Annotated in this window: 15 protein-coding genes; 10 read left to right on the top strand and 5 right to left on the bottom strand. The window is 60.9% G+C overall.

The window, feature by feature from the left end:
- Positions 1 to 533: 533 nt before the first annotated feature.
- Together ACZM8Y_RS08450 and ACZM8Y_RS08455 are read right to left on the bottom strand one after the other, a co-directional pair.
- On the bottom strand, positions 534 to 1,829 hold the full coding sequence (locus ACZM8Y_RS08450; RefSeq protein ID WP_482333438.1) for a (Fe-S)-binding protein: 1,296 nt from the start codon (positions 1,827 to 1,829) through the stop codon (positions 534 to 536).
- Positions 1,830 to 1,901: 72 nt separating this feature from the next.
- Entirely contained in the window at positions 1,902 to 3,287 is a 1,386-nt protein-coding gene (locus ACZM8Y_RS08455; protein ID WP_302553290.1) for an FAD-linked oxidase C-terminal domain-containing protein, read from the bottom strand.
- 727 nt (positions 3,288 to 4,014) lie between these two features.
- Between ACZM8Y_RS08455 and ACZM8Y_RS08460 the strand changes: the two genes are divergently transcribed.
- On the top strand, positions 4,015 to 4,530 hold the full coding sequence (locus ACZM8Y_RS08460; protein ID WP_482333441.1) for a nitroreductase family protein: 516 nt from the start codon (positions 4,015 to 4,017) through the stop codon (positions 4,528 to 4,530).
- Positions 4,531 to 4,920: 390 nt separating this feature from the next.
- On the opposite strand, the gene ACZM8Y_RS08465 is transcribed toward ACZM8Y_RS08460, so the two are convergent.
- Positions 4,921 to 5,664: a basic amino acid ABC transporter substrate-binding protein gene (locus tag ACZM8Y_RS08465; RefSeq protein WP_308770883.1), complete on the bottom strand. Its 744-nt coding sequence runs from the start codon at positions 5,662 to 5,664 to the stop codon at positions 4,921 to 4,923.
- 316 nt (positions 5,665 to 5,980) lie between these two features.
- Between ACZM8Y_RS08465 and aroL the strand changes: the two genes are divergently transcribed.
- Complete coding sequence (aroL, locus tag ACZM8Y_RS08470) at positions 5,981 to 6,493, top strand: shikimate kinase AroL (RefSeq protein ID WP_482333443.1); 513 nt, start codon at positions 5,981 to 5,983, stop codon at positions 6,491 to 6,493.
- 700 nt (positions 6,494 to 7,193) lie between these two features.
- On the opposite strand, the gene der is transcribed toward aroL, so the two are convergent.
- Positions 7,194 to 8,552, bottom strand: a complete 1,359-nt coding sequence (gene der / locus ACZM8Y_RS08475) for a ribosome biogenesis GTPase Der (protein ID WP_302553286.1) — start codon at positions 8,550 to 8,552, stop codon at positions 7,194 to 7,196.
- A 149-nt stretch (positions 8,553 to 8,701) separates the two neighbouring features.
- Positions 8,702 to 9,976: a serine--tRNA ligase gene (gene serS, locus ACZM8Y_RS08480; RefSeq protein ID WP_337431624.1), complete on the bottom strand. Its 1,275-nt coding sequence runs from the start codon at positions 9,974 to 9,976 to the stop codon at positions 8,702 to 8,704.
- 292 nt (positions 9,977 to 10,268) lie between these two features.
- Between serS and lptE the strand changes: the two genes are divergently transcribed.
- From lptE to ACZM8Y_RS08520, 8 genes are all read left to right on the top strand, one after another.
- Positions 10,269 to 10,853 carry an LPS assembly lipoprotein LptE gene (lptE, locus tag ACZM8Y_RS08485; protein WP_308770887.1) on the top strand — a complete coding sequence of 195 codons (585 nt, stop codon included), beginning with the start codon at positions 10,269 to 10,271 and terminating at the stop codon, positions 10,851 to 10,853.
- Between the two features lie 102 nt (positions 10,854 to 10,955).
- Positions 10,956 to 11,285: a hypothetical protein gene (locus ACZM8Y_RS08490; protein ID WP_479859626.1), complete on the top strand. Its 330-nt coding sequence runs from the start codon at positions 10,956 to 10,958 to the stop codon at positions 11,283 to 11,285.
- A gap of 197 nt (positions 11,286 to 11,482) precedes the next feature.
- Complete coding sequence (cobA, locus tag ACZM8Y_RS08495; protein ID WP_479859625.1) at positions 11,483 to 13,009, top strand: uroporphyrinogen-III C-methyltransferase; 1,527 nt, start codon at positions 11,483 to 11,485, stop codon at positions 13,007 to 13,009.
- A 2-nt stretch (positions 13,010 to 13,011) separates the two neighbouring features.
- Positions 13,012 to 13,692, top strand: coding sequence for a phosphoribosylglycinamide formyltransferase (gene purN, locus ACZM8Y_RS08500; RefSeq protein WP_482333448.1), 681 nt, complete (start codon positions 13,012 to 13,014; stop codon positions 13,690 to 13,692).
- Positions 13,693 to 13,760: 68 nt separating this feature from the next.
- Positions 13,761 to 13,970, top strand: coding sequence for a hypothetical protein (locus ACZM8Y_RS08505; protein WP_487479924.1), 210 nt, complete (start codon positions 13,761 to 13,763; stop codon positions 13,968 to 13,970).
- A gap of 142 nt (positions 13,971 to 14,112) precedes the next feature.
- A complete protein-coding gene (locus ACZM8Y_RS08510; RefSeq protein ID WP_479860032.1) occupies positions 14,113 to 14,586 on the top strand; it encodes a hypothetical protein in 474 nt (157 codons plus the stop codon).
- An 18-nt stretch (positions 14,587 to 14,604) separates the two neighbouring features.
- Positions 14,605 to 15,300 (top strand): ABC transporter permease, encoded by a 696-nt coding sequence (locus ACZM8Y_RS08515; RefSeq protein ID WP_302553279.1) that lies wholly within the window; start codon positions 14,605 to 14,607, stop codon positions 15,298 to 15,300.
- Positions 15,297 to 15,977: an energy-coupling factor ABC transporter ATP-binding protein gene (locus ACZM8Y_RS08520; protein WP_479860031.1), complete on the top strand. Its 681-nt coding sequence runs from the start codon at positions 15,297 to 15,299 to the stop codon at positions 15,975 to 15,977. The genes ACZM8Y_RS08515 and ACZM8Y_RS08520 overlap by 4 nt, the downstream gene beginning before the upstream one ends.
- Positions 15,978 to 16,034: the final 57 nt, after the last annotated feature.

Below are 16,034 nucleotides of genomic sequence, written 5' to 3' on the forward strand. Positions count from 1 at the left end.
CGTGGAACGGGGCGGCATTGGCCTGAACCTCAGCACGTTGGAACGGAACCGGACGGCAGATTGCTGCCGGCAGGCTACCCGGTACGCCCAGAGCGGCGGCCCTCTTCCGCCCCCCCAAAAAGAAAACGGGAACGGCAATTGATAAGCCGTCCCCGTTGCCGTCTGTGCAGCCACAGGGCGTTCCCGGCATCACCCCCACCTGCTCAGCCGTGAATACCGGCTCGGAGACGCTCCTACCGTCAAGGGAGGATGCCATGCTTGAGATTACCCGCATTTCCCTGCCGAAAGACGCTCCTGCCGCCAAAGGAAAATACGCCCGTGGAACGGAGGCGGCATCGGCCTGAACCTCAGCGCCTTGGAACGGAACAGGACGGCGGATTGCTCGGCAGGCTACCCGGCACGCCCAGAGCGGCGGCCCTCTTCCGCCCCCCAAAAAAGAAAACGGGAACGGCACTTGCTGGGCCGTCCCCGTTGCCGTCTGTGCAGCCACAGGGCGTTCCCGCCCCGCCATCATTGGGAAGGCGCGGAACATTTTAACGCGGCAGGGACTCCGCATAGATCTCAATGGTGTGCTTGACCTGAACGGGATCATTGTTCCGGGCCAGCATATCCGAAAGCTGCATCATGCAGGCCGGGCATCCCGTCGCCACGACTTCCGCACCGCTGGCGATTACGTTGTCGCGCTTGCGCTGGCCCATCTTGAGAGACAGGTCATAGTGGGTCAGCGTGAACGACCCCCCGCAACCGCAGCAACGGTTGGCTTCGGCCATTTCCACGAGGTTGTATTCCGGGTTCATGCGGATGAGATCGCGGGGCTGCCTGCTCACGCCAAGGGACTTCTGGAGGTGGCAGGATTCGTGATACGTCACCTTCGTCTGCCCCTTGGCCTGCGCCTTGGGGCTGATGTGCAGCACGTCCACGAGCAGCGCATTGATGTCGATGGCCTTGGGCGCCAGCGCGTTGATCGCGTCACGGTAGCGCGGCGGCAGGTTGTTGGAGAACTGCGCCCAGAACTCGCGGATAGCCACCGTACACGACGAACACGGCGTGACGATGTAGTCGAAATTCTGCTCCTTCAGGATATCCACATTGTGCATGACCATTTTTTCAAATCCCTGCCGATCGCCGGAAGCCAGAGCGGGCATACCGCAGCAGGCATAGTTGTCGGACAGGAAAACGCCGATCTCATGGTAGTCAAACACTTTAAGGCAGGCTTCGGAGACGTTGACGTAAACCTTGTCCCCAAGGCAGCCGGGGAAGAAAGCTGCTTTGATGCGGCTTTTGCCCACGGGCGTATTCACATTGCCGACCGTACTGTGCAGGGGCTTTGCCGCCAGCTTGGGCATATGGCGATCGCCGAGCATGGGCTTCAGCAAGGGCGCACATACCGTATTCTGCGGCTTGGCCTCATCCTTGAGGACGAGGTTCTGGAACGGCGCGCTCAGACGCAGCAGCGTACCGAACAGGCGCGGATTGGGGAGCAGCATCCGAAACGCGGCCTTCTTGATGGCCGAAAGCCCCAAGTATGTCGCCACAATAGCCCGCGCCTCAAGGAAAATGTCGGTCGTCTTCACACCTGAGGGGCAGTTCGCCTGGCACGAGCCGCAGAGGAGGCACCGCGACAGCTTCTCGTTCACGGCCTCAGGGTCTTCAATGATGCGATGGGCAAGGTTTTCGACAAGGGCGATCTTCCCGCGGGTGAGGTCGCCTTCGATACGCGTCGTCATATACATGGGGCAAAACGCCTGACAGAACCCGCATTTCATGCAGGCCGCCAGTTTGTCGTCCAGAGACATCAGGGCATTGGCAAGTTGGGTAAGCTCGTCCATGAACCATTCCTTCCCGAATAAAAAGTCAAAACCTGTCGGCCTCAGAAGCCGCCTTCCGCCGTCATGGAAGCCCTAGAGGGAAACGATCTTTGAAGCGTTGAGCAGCTTCTTCGGATCGAAAGCGGAGCGCATACGCCGCATGTACCCAAGAGTCCCCTTTGAGGTTTCCAGTTCAAGCCACTTCTTTTTGGCGGTGCCGATGCCGTGTTCGCCCGACAACGTCCCCCCAAGCTCCAGAGCCATGTTGAACAGATCGTCCACGGCCCGCTCCACACGGGAGAATTCTTCCTTGTCGCGCTTGTCGCAGAGGATGGACGGGTGCAGGTTGCCGTCCCCGGCGTGGCCGAAGGTGCCGATGGTCACATGATGGCGCGCGGCGATCCTGTCGAGCGCCTCAAGCATGGCGGGGATCTTGGAGCGCGGCACGGTCGCGTCTTCAAGCATCAGCGTGGGGCGGCAGCGGGCCAAGGCGGGGATCGCCACGCGGCGGGCTTCCCAGATCCGCGTCTTCTCCGCGGCGTCCTTGGCAACCACAACTTCCAGCGCACCGGAATCCTTGAGGACTTTTTCCACGCTCACGGCTTCGTCGGCAACCTGCGCCGGATGGCCGTCCACTTCGATGAGCAGGATGGCCGCAGCGTCGCGCGGCAGGCCGATGTTCACGTAGTCCTCAACATAGTTGATGGTCGCGTTGTCCATGAATTCCAGCGTACAAGGGACGACATGCGCGGCGATGATCCCGGCGACGGCCTGCGAAGCGCGCTTCACTTCGGAAAAAATGGCCATCATGGCTTTGGAGGCTTTGGGCGGCGTCACCAGCTTGAGGACGGCCTTGCTGGTAAGGGCCAGCGTACCTTCCGAGGCGACAAGCAGTTCGGTGAGGTTGTAGCCGTATTCGCATCCCCGCCCGCAAACCCCGGTCTTCATGAGCTCGCCGGTTTCGGTCAGGACTTCGAGGCCCATGACATACTTTTTCGTGGTGCCGTACTTCAGGCCGCGCAGCCCGCCGGAGTTTTCAGCGATATTGCCGCCCATGGTGGACACGGACATGGAGCCGGGATCGGGCGGATAAAACAGCCCGCGGGCCGCCACCGCCGCCGCAAGGTCGCAGGTTATCACGCCGGGCTCAACCACCGCGTACATCTCTTCCTCATTGATTTCGAGAATCCTGTCCAAACTGTTGGTCAGGATAATGACGGCGTCGGTGCTGTCGGGGATGGTCCCGCCGCTCAGGTTCGTCCCGGAACCGCGGATAGTGATGGGAATGCCTTCCTCATAGCATTTCTGGATCAACGGCCCAAGCTGGTCCGTGCGTGTGGGACGGACGACAAGGCCCGGAACGACGGGAGGCAGGACCGCCGCGTCATACGCGTAATTCTGGCGATCCGCCTCGCCCGTCAATACATTCTCCCGGCCGATGATCTTTTCGATTTCCCTAATGAACGAAAGGCTTAACATACGTCTCTCCGCAGCATGAAACGTGGACACCCGATGGCGCGAACAAAGCCGGAAGCACGCTTGCGTTCCGGCCTTCCCCCTGAGGCAACACGGAATAGTCAGTTCAGACAGGATAGCCCAAAACCCATGCCTTTTCATTCATTGAATGCTCAACCCTTTTTATTTATTGCATTACCGAGTGACGTTTCTTATCTGAAAAAATCTATTTTGCTCTTTATATTTTACGGTTGACAAAGAAATATTTCCTTTTTCTTTCAATAAACATAGATAATATGAATCCTCGCCCGGCCCTCCATTTTCCACGCATGATCTGTTCAACATCTTTGTTCTTTTTTTCACGTCATCCCGCACGAGACACGAAGAGGGCGTCCCGATATGCCTCATCCGCCTCCCGTCCGCCTTCCGCCTCCCGGCGCATCCGGCCTGAAAGACGCAGGACAGCTGCCGCATCGTGTACCAATATCCACCTCCCGGCACATTCGGCCTGAAAGCAATTCCCTTGCAGGCTCCTCTGCGCTATGATGCCGAAGGTCTGTCAGAATAGCTGGTTGTTCCATCTCCACAACATGGTGAACATACAGCCTTTTTCCCCAGCTTTCCCCTCGGCGGAATCCCCGGCTGGGGCGTTTTGCCGGTTATTCCTTTGAAACTTCAAGGAAAAAGCATCAACCATTTTCTATGGCACAGCCATGCCAAAAACCTTTTCCCTATCCGCAAGGAGGCAGCCATGCTTGAACTGTTGCAACACCGCCGCAGCATCCGCACCTTCACCGACGAGCCCGTCTCGCAGGAAGACATCGACAGCCTGCTCAAGGCCGCCCTGCTCGCCCCTTCCTCGATGGGCAAGAAACCCGTCGAATGTATCGTTGTCCAGAACAAGGAAACCATAGCCCGCCTCAAGACCTACAAAAAACACGGCACCACGCCTCTCGAAACAGCCCCCCTCGCCATTGTGGTGATTGCCGACAGCCAGAAATCCGACGTGTGGGTGGAGGATGCCTCCATCGTCTCCATTCTCATCCAGCTTGAGGCGGAAAAGATCGGGCTCGGTTCCACGTGGATCCAGCTTCGGAGGCGCGAAGGCGACAGCGGGCCTTCCGAAGAGGCTTTCCGGCAGGAACTTGGCATCCCTGAGCATTATGGCGTCCTCAGCGTCATCGCCATCGGACACAAGAACGAGCGGAAGACCCCCTATACCGATGCGGATCTTGATTTCACCAAGATCCACCATGAGAGGTTCTGAGGACGCCGGGGCAGGGGTATTCCCTGCCCGGATCGCCCTGCCCTCACCGATGAAGATCCTTTATAATTCAAATGGTTCAACGCATGAACCAACGTGCCCTGCCTGTCAGGTTCATGCCCGCCGGTCAGCCGGTTCAATCCGTGCACCAACGCGCCATACTGGATAGATCCACGTTTTCCTTGTTCATGCCAGATTCCTTCCGTACACTAACGCGCCCTGCCCTCCCGCCGGACGGCACGCCCTACGCTCCCGCCTGAGGCGAAAAATTCCCCGGCTATCCCAAAGGGCATCGAACCCGTCCGAGCGCCACAAAAAGCTCCCCATGCCAAACCATAAAAAAGGAGGCCCCTTCCACGGAAGGAGCCTCCCCATTTTTGCTGCGCCGACGGGCTAGTTGGCGCCGAACCACTTTTCAAGGATCTGCTTTTCGATGCCCTTTTCCCGAACGGCCTTGATGCCGACGTTCAGCTTCTGGGCCAGTTCCTTATCGTTCTTGCGGAGCGCGAAGCCGTAGAACTCAGGATCGCCGGTCACGAGGCCGATGTGGAACTTGTCGCGGTATTCGTCCTTGGTGTTGGCGTAATACTTGGCGACCGGGTCATCACACATCACGGCGTCAAGGTTGCCCTTGGCGAGGTCTTCAAAGGCAAGGCCCACTTCGTCGTAGGTCTTCACAACCATCTTGATCTTGGAAGCGGGGATGGTCTGAACCATGGCGGTCGTGCCGATTTGCCCGCCGACCCGCTTTCCGGCGAGTTCTTCAAGATTCTTGATTTCCTTGCCGAGCGGCAGGACTACGGCCTGATGAAGCTCATAATAAGGCTCAGTGAACAGCATGGCCTTCTTGCGCTTGTCGGTAATGCTCACGGACGCGGCGATCACGTCCACCTGATTCGAGGCGAGCGCCGCAAAAATGCCGTCCCATGCAATGTTCTTGACCTGCACGTCAAAACCGGCTTCCTTGCCCACGGCTTTGATGTAGTCAATGGAGAACCCGACGATTTCCTTGTCCTTATTCAGCATTTCGTTCGGCGGGAACGTGGGATCCGAGGCCACGACAAGAGGCTTTTCGGCAAAGGCGACCGAAGCGCACAACAGCAGGGACAACAGGGAGACAGCCAAAGTACGGAACATATTTTCCTCCAAGGTGTTGACATTACAGTCCGGCAATGCCGGCTGGACAGAAGCGCCCTTTACAATATGGGCCCCGATTTAGCATGTTTCAAGGAAAGATGTAACCCGTACAATCCGCCATCCCCGCCCTTATCCCGGCGATCTCCATATATTCCCCAAAACGGGCTTTGGGCACACGGCCCGCGCCACCGCGCCCATTTCCCCGCCAAAAAACAAAATTCCCCGGATGCCGCCCGCGCAGGTTGCCAGCCGGGAAGCGTTCATCTATGTTTTCAAGCCGATTCGCACTTCTTTCCCCTTTCCCAAGGATACACTGATGGCTCATACGATTTATCTCATCGGCGCACGCGCCGCCGGCAAAACGACCTTTGGCGGCGCGCTGGCGCGGCAGCTCGGCTGCAATTATGTGGATACCGACATCCATTTGCGTGAAACGACAGGAGAAACAGTAGCGGACATCGTATCCCGCGAAGGCTGGGACGGTTTCCGCAAACGGGAAAGCGCCGTCCTCCGGGAAGTCACCGCTCCCGCGACCGTCATCGCCACCGGGGGCGGCATGGTGCTTGCCGAGGAAAACCGCCGCTTCATGCGTGAAAACGGCATTGTGCTCTATCTTTCCGCCCCGGCAGAAGTCCTTGCGGCCCGCCTGCAAGCCAACCCCAACGCCGCCCAGCGCCCCACGCTCACCGGGAAATCCATTGCGGAAGAAGTGGCCGAGGTGCTCGCCGCCCGCGAACCGCTCTACCGTGAAATCGCCACACACATCCTCAATGCCGCCGCCACGCCCAAAGCGCTCTTGGCCGAGGCCTTGGCGCTTTTGAAGGCGTAACCGCGCGCCTCTTCCCTTTGACGCTGTCATGGCAAGGGATTGACTGTTGTTTCATGCCATTCAAGGCGGATGCCGGGGATTTTCCGCCGCTGGGTCCACCACGGCAACAGCCTTGGGAGCCCCAACAAAAGCATTTGCCGTAACAGCGAATCCCTACATGCCGTGACGGGGCCTTTCCTTTTTCTGCGCCCTCCGGGGAAAACGGCGTTTTTTCCCGCAGCCCTCAAGCCATGAAAGGAAAGGCATTGTCATAAGCATATGGTTGTTTCATCTCCACAGTACGGTGAAAATACAGCCTTTTTCTCCAGCTTTCCCTTTGGCGGGATTCACGGCTAAGGCATTTTATCGGTTATTCCTTTGGCACTTCAAGGAAAAAAGCATCAACCGCTTTCTAGGCCGTGTCGCCAATTAGATATAATCTATTGAAATTATTTAACTATTTTTCAAGCTACAAAAGGATTATTTCAATAGTTTCAAATGATTATACGTAACATAACGACACGGCCTAGGGCATAGCCAAAGGAAAACGCCGCCTTCATATATGAAAAGCCCCCGGAAACACTTCCGAGGGCTTGTGCCATCCGTTGAAAGGCGCTCTCCGCCAGAGCAATGCGGGGGACTCCCCGCCCGCACCCTCATCATCAACGACGCAGGCTAAAAAAGAGTACCAAGGCCCCTCGCGGAGCCCCTCCCCTACCGGCTATTCGCTCCTCTTCTTATGCGAAGAGCGCAGGCGGACGCGCATGGGGGCGTGCTCAATGCGGAAAATCTTGCGGAGGGAACGGTCGAGATAGCGGGCATAGGTTTCGGAGACACGCTCCGCGTCGCTCACGAAAAACACGAACGTCGGCGGGGCTATTTCCGCCTGCGTCAGGTAGAAGAACTTCGGGCGCGAACGCTTGACCACCGGGGGCTGGTGCTTCGCAAGCACTTCCTCCATAGCCCGGTTGAGCGCGCCCGTCCCGATGCGGATGTTGCACTCTTCACGGATCTGCCCGGCAAGCGGGATAATACGCCCAAGGCCAACCTGCTTCATGGCCGACACCATCAGCACCGGCACATGCGGGCAGAACTGGAGCACTTCCTTAAAGCTCTTTTCCAGCGCGGCCTGTTCCTTGCGGCCCACAAGGTCGATCTTGTTCACCAGAATCATGAAGGGCGTCTTGCGCTCGTCCAGCAGATCGATGAGCCGCTTGTCCTGCGCGGTCACGCCCTCAAGCGCGTCAATGACGTACAGCGTCACGTCCGCCTTGGTCGTGGTCTTGAGCGAGGAGTTGACCGAAAAACGCTCCACAGTGTCCGTAATGCGCGTGCGGCGGCGTACCCCGGCCGTATCCACGAACACGCAGGCCCGCCCGTCGCTCACAAAGGGGATGTCCACGCTGTCGCGCGTCGTCCCCGCCACATTGCTGACGATCATGCGGTCTTCGCCGATCATGGCGTTCACCAGCGAGGACTTGCCCGCGTTGGGACGCCCAAGCATGGCGAGGCGCAGCACGTTTTCCGGCTTCGCTTCGGCATCGGGGTCTTCAGCGGGCAGCAAGTCCACCATTTCCTCTTCGAGCGCCCGGATGTTGTGGCCGTGCTCGGCGGAGAGGGCCAGCATGGGGAAGCCGAGGGCGTGGAATTCGGCCAGCATGGTATCCTCATGCTCCATGCCGTCCACCTTGTTGACTACCAGCAGGGTCGGCTTCCCGGCCCGGCGCACGAACGAGGCAAGGTGCTCGTCGAAGGGCATCAGCCCGTCACGCCCGTCCACCACGAGGCAGAACACCGAAGCCTCGTCCATGGCGGCCTGCGTCTGCTGGAGGATTTCCGCCTCGAACCCGCGCAGCCCTTCGGGGCCGTCGGCTACGGAATAATGGCTGTCGAGCGTCACGCCCCCGGTGTCGATCAGGGTGAAGGAACGCCCGCTCCGAGAACGCACCACGCCTTCCATACGGTCGCGGGTGACGCCCGGACGGTCATGGGTGATGGCCCGGTTACTGCGAATAAGCCGATTGAACAGCGTGGACTTGCCCACGTTGGGACGGCCAAGCAAAGCGATTTTGGGGAGCATGCGACTTCCTCATCAAATATCGGGTGACGCCCGCAACAACGGGCAGGGACAACGTGAGGCGCGGAAACCGCCCTCAAACATAAAGCTCTATGGGATGGGTGGGGTGCAGGGGGAAGCCTTTCCCCTTCCCCCCGCACGCGGCACAACAGCTATTTCGTCGGCTCAATGATTTCCTGGCCGCCCATGTAGGGCACGAGAACCTTGGGAACCACGATGGAGCCGTCCTTCTGCTGGTAATTTTCCATGATGGCCACCAGCGAGCGGCCGGTGGGCAGGCCGGAACCGTTCAGCGTATGCACCCACTCCGGCTTGCCGCCCTTGGGACGGAAACGGATGTTGGCGCGGCGGGCCTGAAAATCGACGCAGTTCGAGCAGGACGAAATCTCGCGGTACGTCCGCTGGCCGGGCAGCCACACTTCCACGTCGTAGGTCTTGCAGGCGGAGAAGCCCATGTCCCCGGCGCAGAGCGTGATGGTGCGGTACGGCAATTCGAGGCGCTCCAGCAGGGTTTCGGCGCTGCGGCGCATTTCCTCAAGATACTTGAAGGAGTCGTCGGGGTGCGTGATGTACACCATTTCGACCTTGGTGAACTGGTGCTGGCGGATGTAGCCGCGCGTGTCCTTGCCCGCCGAACCCGCTTCCGAACGGAAACAAGGCGTCTGGGAACAATACCGCTTCGGCAGGGCGTCCTCGTCAAGGATCTCGTCGGCGTGCAGGTTGGTCACCGGCACTTCGGCGGTGGGGATCAGATAATATCCCCAATCCGCAACCTTGAAAAGATCTTCCTCGAACTTGGGAAGCTGGCCCGTGCCCTGCATGGTCTTGCGGTTGACCATGAGCGGGGGCAGGATTTCGGTGCGGCCCTGCTCATGGTGGAAATCAAGATAGAAGTTTACGAGCGCGCGTTCGAGGCGGGCGGCCCAGCCCCACGACACGGTGAAGCGGCTGCCGGCGAGCTTGGCCCCGCGCTCGAAGTCGAGGCCGCCGTTATCGTTGCTCAGATCCCAGTGGTTCTTCACTTCAAAATCAAATTCGCGCGGCGTGCCCCAGCGGTGCACTTCCACATTGTCATTCTCATCCACACCGTCGGGGACGGAGGCGTCAGGGATATTCGGCACGGTAAGCATCCAGTCCGCGAGTTCGGCCTTCACCGCTTCGGTGGCGCCGTCCAGCGCGCTGATGCGGGAGGAAAGATCGGAGAGGCTGGCGATGAAGGCTTCGGCGTCTTCCCCATTGCGCTTCAGGCGGGCCACTTCAGCGGAGGCGCGGTTGCGTTCGGCCTTGAGCGCCTCCACCTGCGCGAGCAGCTCGCGGCGCTTATTGTCGAGTTCTTCAAAAGTACGCATGCTCAAGGGAGAATGGCGCTTCGCAAGAGCGGCGGCCACCACTTCGGGATTTTTCTGCAACAGTTTGAGATCCAGCACTTTCAGCGCTCCTTGTCTTCCTATATGAAGGGAAAAACCGCCGGCCCGCACACGGCGTCCGGGGATGGGGAACCAAAACACGGCAAACCCACGGCGGGGCTCCCCTCCGCCGCGATACCCCGCGTCGGAAGGCTTTCCGCTCCGGCGTTTTGAATCTTCCAGTCTAGACAAGTTGGTATATGCCGTCAACCGAATGGAGGCATGCCGCCCGGCCCAGCCGCTTCGGATTGCATCCCGCCCGCAAACAGGGTATTGTCTTCCATTCATCAGACAGTCCTTTCGGAGGTTCATCATGTCCATACTGATCCGTCGCTTTGCCTTGCTTGCACTGACGCTGGTCACGCTGACGCTCCTCGCCGCCTGCGGCCCGAGCAACAACGTGCGCCTCATCTACAACACGAATACGAGCGCCGTCCTCCCCCTGCCAGGTTCGCCCAGCGTCGCCGTAGTCATGTTCAATGACGAAAGGGCCCGCCAGTACATCGGGGAACGCAAGGACGGCTCGGTGTTCACCGCCAGCTCCACCATCGCCGACTGGTTCAGCCGTTCGCTCGCCGACGAACTCGGACGCCAGGGCGTGCAGGTTTCTTTCGCCTCCACGCTGGAACAGGCCCGCGCCGCCAACCCCACGTACATCGTGACCGGCACCATCACCGATGTGTGGCTGCAGGAACAGAGCGCGACCCGCGTGCAGTGCACCATCAAGGCCAAGGTATCCCTCTCCAACAAGAAGGGCGTGCTCTATTCCGAAAACCTGAGCTCCTCGCAGGAGCGCCAGTTCATCCCGTCCTCCTCCGCCGTCGAAAGCCTGCTGTCCGACACGCTCAAAGACCTGCTGGTTCCGGCCGCCAAGAAGATCCAGAGCCAGATCCATTAAGCCCTGAGGCTTTATCGATGAAAGACAAGGGGAGAGGAAAACCGTTTCCTCTCCCTTTTCCGTTTCCAACCCTGCCGACGGGCCGCCCGTCACGGTGACGCCATGCGAGAGGAACCCTGCAAGACCTACGGCCATCTTTTCCCTGCCGATCAGCGCACCGCGGACGCCGTGGGCGCCGTGCTGTCCGATTGGAACATCCCCGAATGCACCGAGCTGGAAGGCGATGTTTTCCGCATCAGCTTCGAGGGCGTCTTTTTCCCCCTGGACGATGTGCTGGACGCCCTGCGCCCTTTGCTTTGCGCGGAAAGTTCCGGTAAAATCGACCTGATCGACATGGAAGCCTGGACACTGACGCGCGCGACCTTTTCCGGCACGGAAATAACGGCCAAAACCGTGGGCCTCAACCATGTGCTGGCCTATTCCGGCCACTGACGGCCCCTTTTCATCAGCGGCGTTTGCCTATACCTTGTCGGCGCGGATTCCTTTCTTCCGGCATGACGCGCCGCAAGACGCACGGGCTGCAACGGAATACAGCCGTCCCGCTTTCATCAGGAACACATATTCATCAATCCTGCCTCCCGGATCGCGCGGCATGCGCCCGTCCGGATCAGGAAAACAACGAGGATCGCATGAAAGTCTATCTCATCGGCGCCGGCCCAGGCGACCCCGGCCTGCTGACCATCAAGGGCAAGGACATTCTCGAAAAGGCCGATGTGGTCGTGTATGACTACCTCGCCAACGATGCCCTGCTCGGCTATGCCCGCCCCGACGCGGAACGCATTTACGTCGGCAAGGTCGCCGGGAACCACGCGCTCCCGCAGGACGGCATCAACAGGCTCATCATAGAAAAAGCCAAAGAAGGCAAAACCGTCGCCCGGCTCAAGGGCGGCGACCCCTACATCTTCGGCCGGGGCGGAGAAGAGGCCGAGGAACTGCTGGACGCGGGCGTGCCGTTCGAGGAAGTCCCCGGCATCTCCAGCACCATCGCGGGCCCGGCCTATGCGGGCATCCCTTTGACGCACCGCAATTTTTCCTCGTCCGTAACGCTCATCACCGGGCACGAAAACCCCGACAAGCCCGGCTCCGTCCACAACTGGAAGGCCCTCGCCGCCAGCGCGAACACCCTCGTGTTCGTCATGGGCATGAAGAACCTGCCCGACATCGCCCGGAACCTCATTGAAGCGGGCCTCTCCCCCGACACCCCGGCGGCCCTCGTGCACTGGGGCACCACGGCGAAGCACCGCAGCCTCGCCGCTACCCTTGGGACGCTCCACGAGGAAGGGGTCAGGCAGGGCTTCACCAACCCCTCCGTCATCATCGTGGGCAAGGTCGTCACCCTGCGCGGCCGCCTGAACTGGTTTGAACAGAAGCCCCTGCTCGGCCGCAGCGTGGTCGTGACCCGCGCCCGCGAACAGGCCAGCGGGCTTGCCGCGCAGCTTGCCGATCTCGGCGCCGAGGTCATCCAGTTCCCCACCATCGACATCAAGCCGCTCGAAGACTATTCCGGCGTCGATGCCGCCGTCCGCAGCCTCGGCGCGTACGACTGGCTCATCTTCACCTCCGCCAACGGCGTCAAATGTTTCTGGGAGCGCCTTGAAGCGCAGGGCCTCGACGCCCGCGCCCTGTACGGCCTGCGCGTGGCGGCCATCGGCCCGGCTACGGCGCAGGCCGTGCGCGACCACGGCATCGCGCCCGACTTCGTGCCCGAAGCCTACATTGCGGAAAGCGTCGCCGAGGGGCTTATCCAACTGGGCATGGACGGCAAGAAAATCCTCCTGCCCCGCGCCCGCGAAGCCCGCGAAGTGCTGCCCGAAGAGCTCCGCAAGGCCGGGGCGCAGGTCGACGTGCTGCCCGTCTACGAAACCGTGCCCGCCGCCGCGCGCCGTGACGAAGTGCTCCAGCGCCTTGAAGCCGGGACCCTCGACGCGGTGACCTTCGGCTCCTCGTCCACGGTGGACAACTTCTTTGCCCAGATCCCCGCCGACACCATCCGGCATCAGCCCGAAGGCAAGCGCGTGAAGTTCGCCAGCATCGGCCCCGTGACCACCAGGACGCTCGCCAAGTACGGCTTTGCCTGCGACATCCAGCCCGGTGACTTCACCATCCCCGCGCTGGTCAAGGCGCTGGCGGCCTATTACGAAAAGCGGGGGGCCTAGCCATGTCCTTGAAACTCGCCGTCCTCGCCTCAGGCAGCGGCACGAACTTTCAGGCGATGGTCGACGCCGTCCGGCGCGGCGCGCTGGACGCCGACATCCGCCTTGTGATCTGCAACCGGCCCGGCGCAAAGGTTATCGAGCGCGCCAAGGCCGCCGGGATCATCTGCGCCGTGATGGATCACAAGCTGTGGCCGAGCCGCGAAGCCTATGATCTCGCGGTGGCGGACGCCATCCTGAAATCGGGGGCGGATACCGTAGCCCTTGCCGGGTACATGCGTATGCTGACGCCGGGTTTCCTGAATGCGTTCCCGCATCGCGTGGTCAACATCCATCCCGCCCTGCTGCCCTCCTTCCCCGGCATCCACGGCGCGGCGGACGCGCAGGCATGGGGCGTGAAGATTACAGGCTGCACCGTGCATCTTGTCGATGAGATCATGGATCACGGCGAGGTGATCATACAGGCCGCCGTGCCCGCCATCGCGGGCGAGCCGCTCGACGATCTCCAGAACCGCATCCACGAGCAGGAACACCGCATCTATCCGCAGGCGCTCCAGTGGCTTGCCGAAAACCGGATCAAAATGGACGAAGACGGGCGCTCCCTGCATCTCCTGCCCGGCTCCCGCCCCCTCGCCGCCCCCTCCCCCGGCGTGCTCGTCAGCCCGCCGCTTGAGGAAGGCTTTTAAGGGATGAGGGAACATTGACATGATGCGGAGGGGAGAAGGAGGCTTTTCAAAAGGTTCTGTCATAGTACATGGTTGTTTCATCTTCAGAGCGCGGTGAACATACGGCCTTTTATCCAAGTTTCCCATTGAAGGAATCCACGGCCAAGGCATTTGGCTGGTTATTCCTTTGGAACTTTAAGGAAAAAGCATCAACCGTTTTCTATGGCACAGCCTTTCAAAAAAGCGCCCCTCCCCTCCGCCTTCAAACGGCCCTTCCCTATCCCAAGGCTTTCGTATGAAAGCTCCATCCTCCAGTTATGCAGGACGCCGGAGCCTTTCCGATCCGCAGAGAAATAAGGCTCCACGCGCCCGCCAAGGCTTGATGCAGCACAAGGAACACGTTAAAGAACCTCCATATTCAAGCCCTCAGGAGGCACTCGTATGCACGCCTATCTCCGCTCGCTGGCTCTGGGCCTCGCCCTGCTGCCCGCCGTCCCCGCCTTCGCCGCCGACGCTCCGGCCAAAACCGACGCCGCCATCCCCAACAAGCCTACGCGCATCACCGAACGCAATACGCCGGTGGCCGTGGAATATGAAGGCAACGACAGCATCGGCTCCCGCCTCGCCACGCGCGTCAAGGAAACCCTCAACTCCAGCAACCTGTTTTCGCTTACTGATAAGGATACACCCAAAATCCGCATCCTCATCGCCACCCAGCCTGAATTCAAAGACCGTCCGGGCGTAGGCTCGGCCTATGCCGTCGTCTGGGTCTTCTCCCAGTCGGAGAACATCCTGCGCCATTATCTGACCCGCGAAGTCGGCGTCGTCACGCCGGATGAAATCAATGGGCTGGCCGCCAAGCTTGTTGAAGAAACCGACAGCCTCGCCACCCGCTACGGGTACCTGTTCCAGTAGTCGGGGCATACGCCGGGCATGAGCGTCATCACGCAGGCATTCAGCGACGCCTTCCAGCTTCTTGCGGGCGGCGACGAAGAAACATTCGCCGCGGTTCAGGCCACGCTGTCCACCTCTGGGCTCGCCATGCTCGGCTGCATCATCCCCGGCGTGCCGCTGGGCTTTCTGCTCGGCTATACCCGCTTTCCGGGCCGCAGCATACTCCGCATCCTTGTGGATACGGCCCTCTCCTTCCCCACCGTCGTGCTCGGCCTGCTGGTCTATCTCCTGCTTGCCCGGCAAGGGCCGTTCGCGGATTTCGAGCTGCTGTTCACCGTGCCCGGCATCGCCATCGGGCTGGCCCTGCTCGGCCTCCCCATCGTCATCGCCCACACCTGCCTCGCGGTGGAGCAGGCCGACAGGCTGCTTGCCCCCACGCTCCGCACGCTCGGCGCGGGGCCGTGGCAATTGCTGTTCTCCACAGTCCGGGAGCTGCGTTTCCACCTGCTCACGGCCTGCATCACGGCTTTCGGGCGCGTGGTTTCGGAAGTGGGCATCTCCATGCTGGTCGGCGGCAACATCAAATGGGCCACCCGAACCATCACCACTGCGATCACGCTCGAAACGGGCAAAGGCGATTATGCCCGCAGCATTGCGCTCGGCATCGTGCTCGTGGCGCTGGCGTTCGTCCTGAATATGGGCCTTGCCGCCCTGCGCCGGAGGATGGGCCCATGACCCCGCTCTTCCATCTGGAAAACATCGTCCGGGCCTACCCCGATCCCGCAAGCCGCGATCCCCATGCCGTCCGCACCGTCCTGAACCTTTCCGAACTGGACATCCGCGCCGGGGAAGTTCTGGGCATCCGGGGCCACAACGGGAGCGGCAAATCCACCCTGCTCCGCATCATCGCCCTGCTTGAGCCGCCGGACAGCGGCACCCTGCTTTTTGAAGGCAAGCCCGCCGGGGCCGGCGATCTGCATCTGCGCCGTCAGGTTACCCTCCTGCTCCAGACGCCGTATCTGCTCTCGCGTTCCGTAGCCTCGAACGTGGCTTACGGTTTGCGCGTCCGGGGCATCCGCAGCGCCCCCGAGCTTCAAAGCCGGATCGCCGCCGCACTCCTTGCCGTGGGACTCGATCCGGCCGTCTTCCTGCATCGCCGCCGCCATGAGCTTTCCGGCGGGGAATGCCAGCGTGTGGCCCTCGCCGCCCGTCTGGCCCTCCGTCCCAGAGTCCTTTTGATGGACGAGCCCACCGCCAGCGTAGACCAGCAGAGCGCCGAGCGCATTGCCCTCGCCGCGCGCCATGCTGCGGACTCCGGTTCCGCCGTCGTCGTCGTTTCCCATGACCACGAGTGGATCACGCCGCTCTCCGACCGCCTCGTCACGTTACGTGAGGGGAGGCTGATGGAGTGAAGAATCGGGGGAGGGGAGAAGGGAGCCTTTGAAAAGGCCCCCTTCTCCCCTCCCCCG

The sequence above is a fragment of the Bilophila sp. genome (assembly GCF_057864385.1).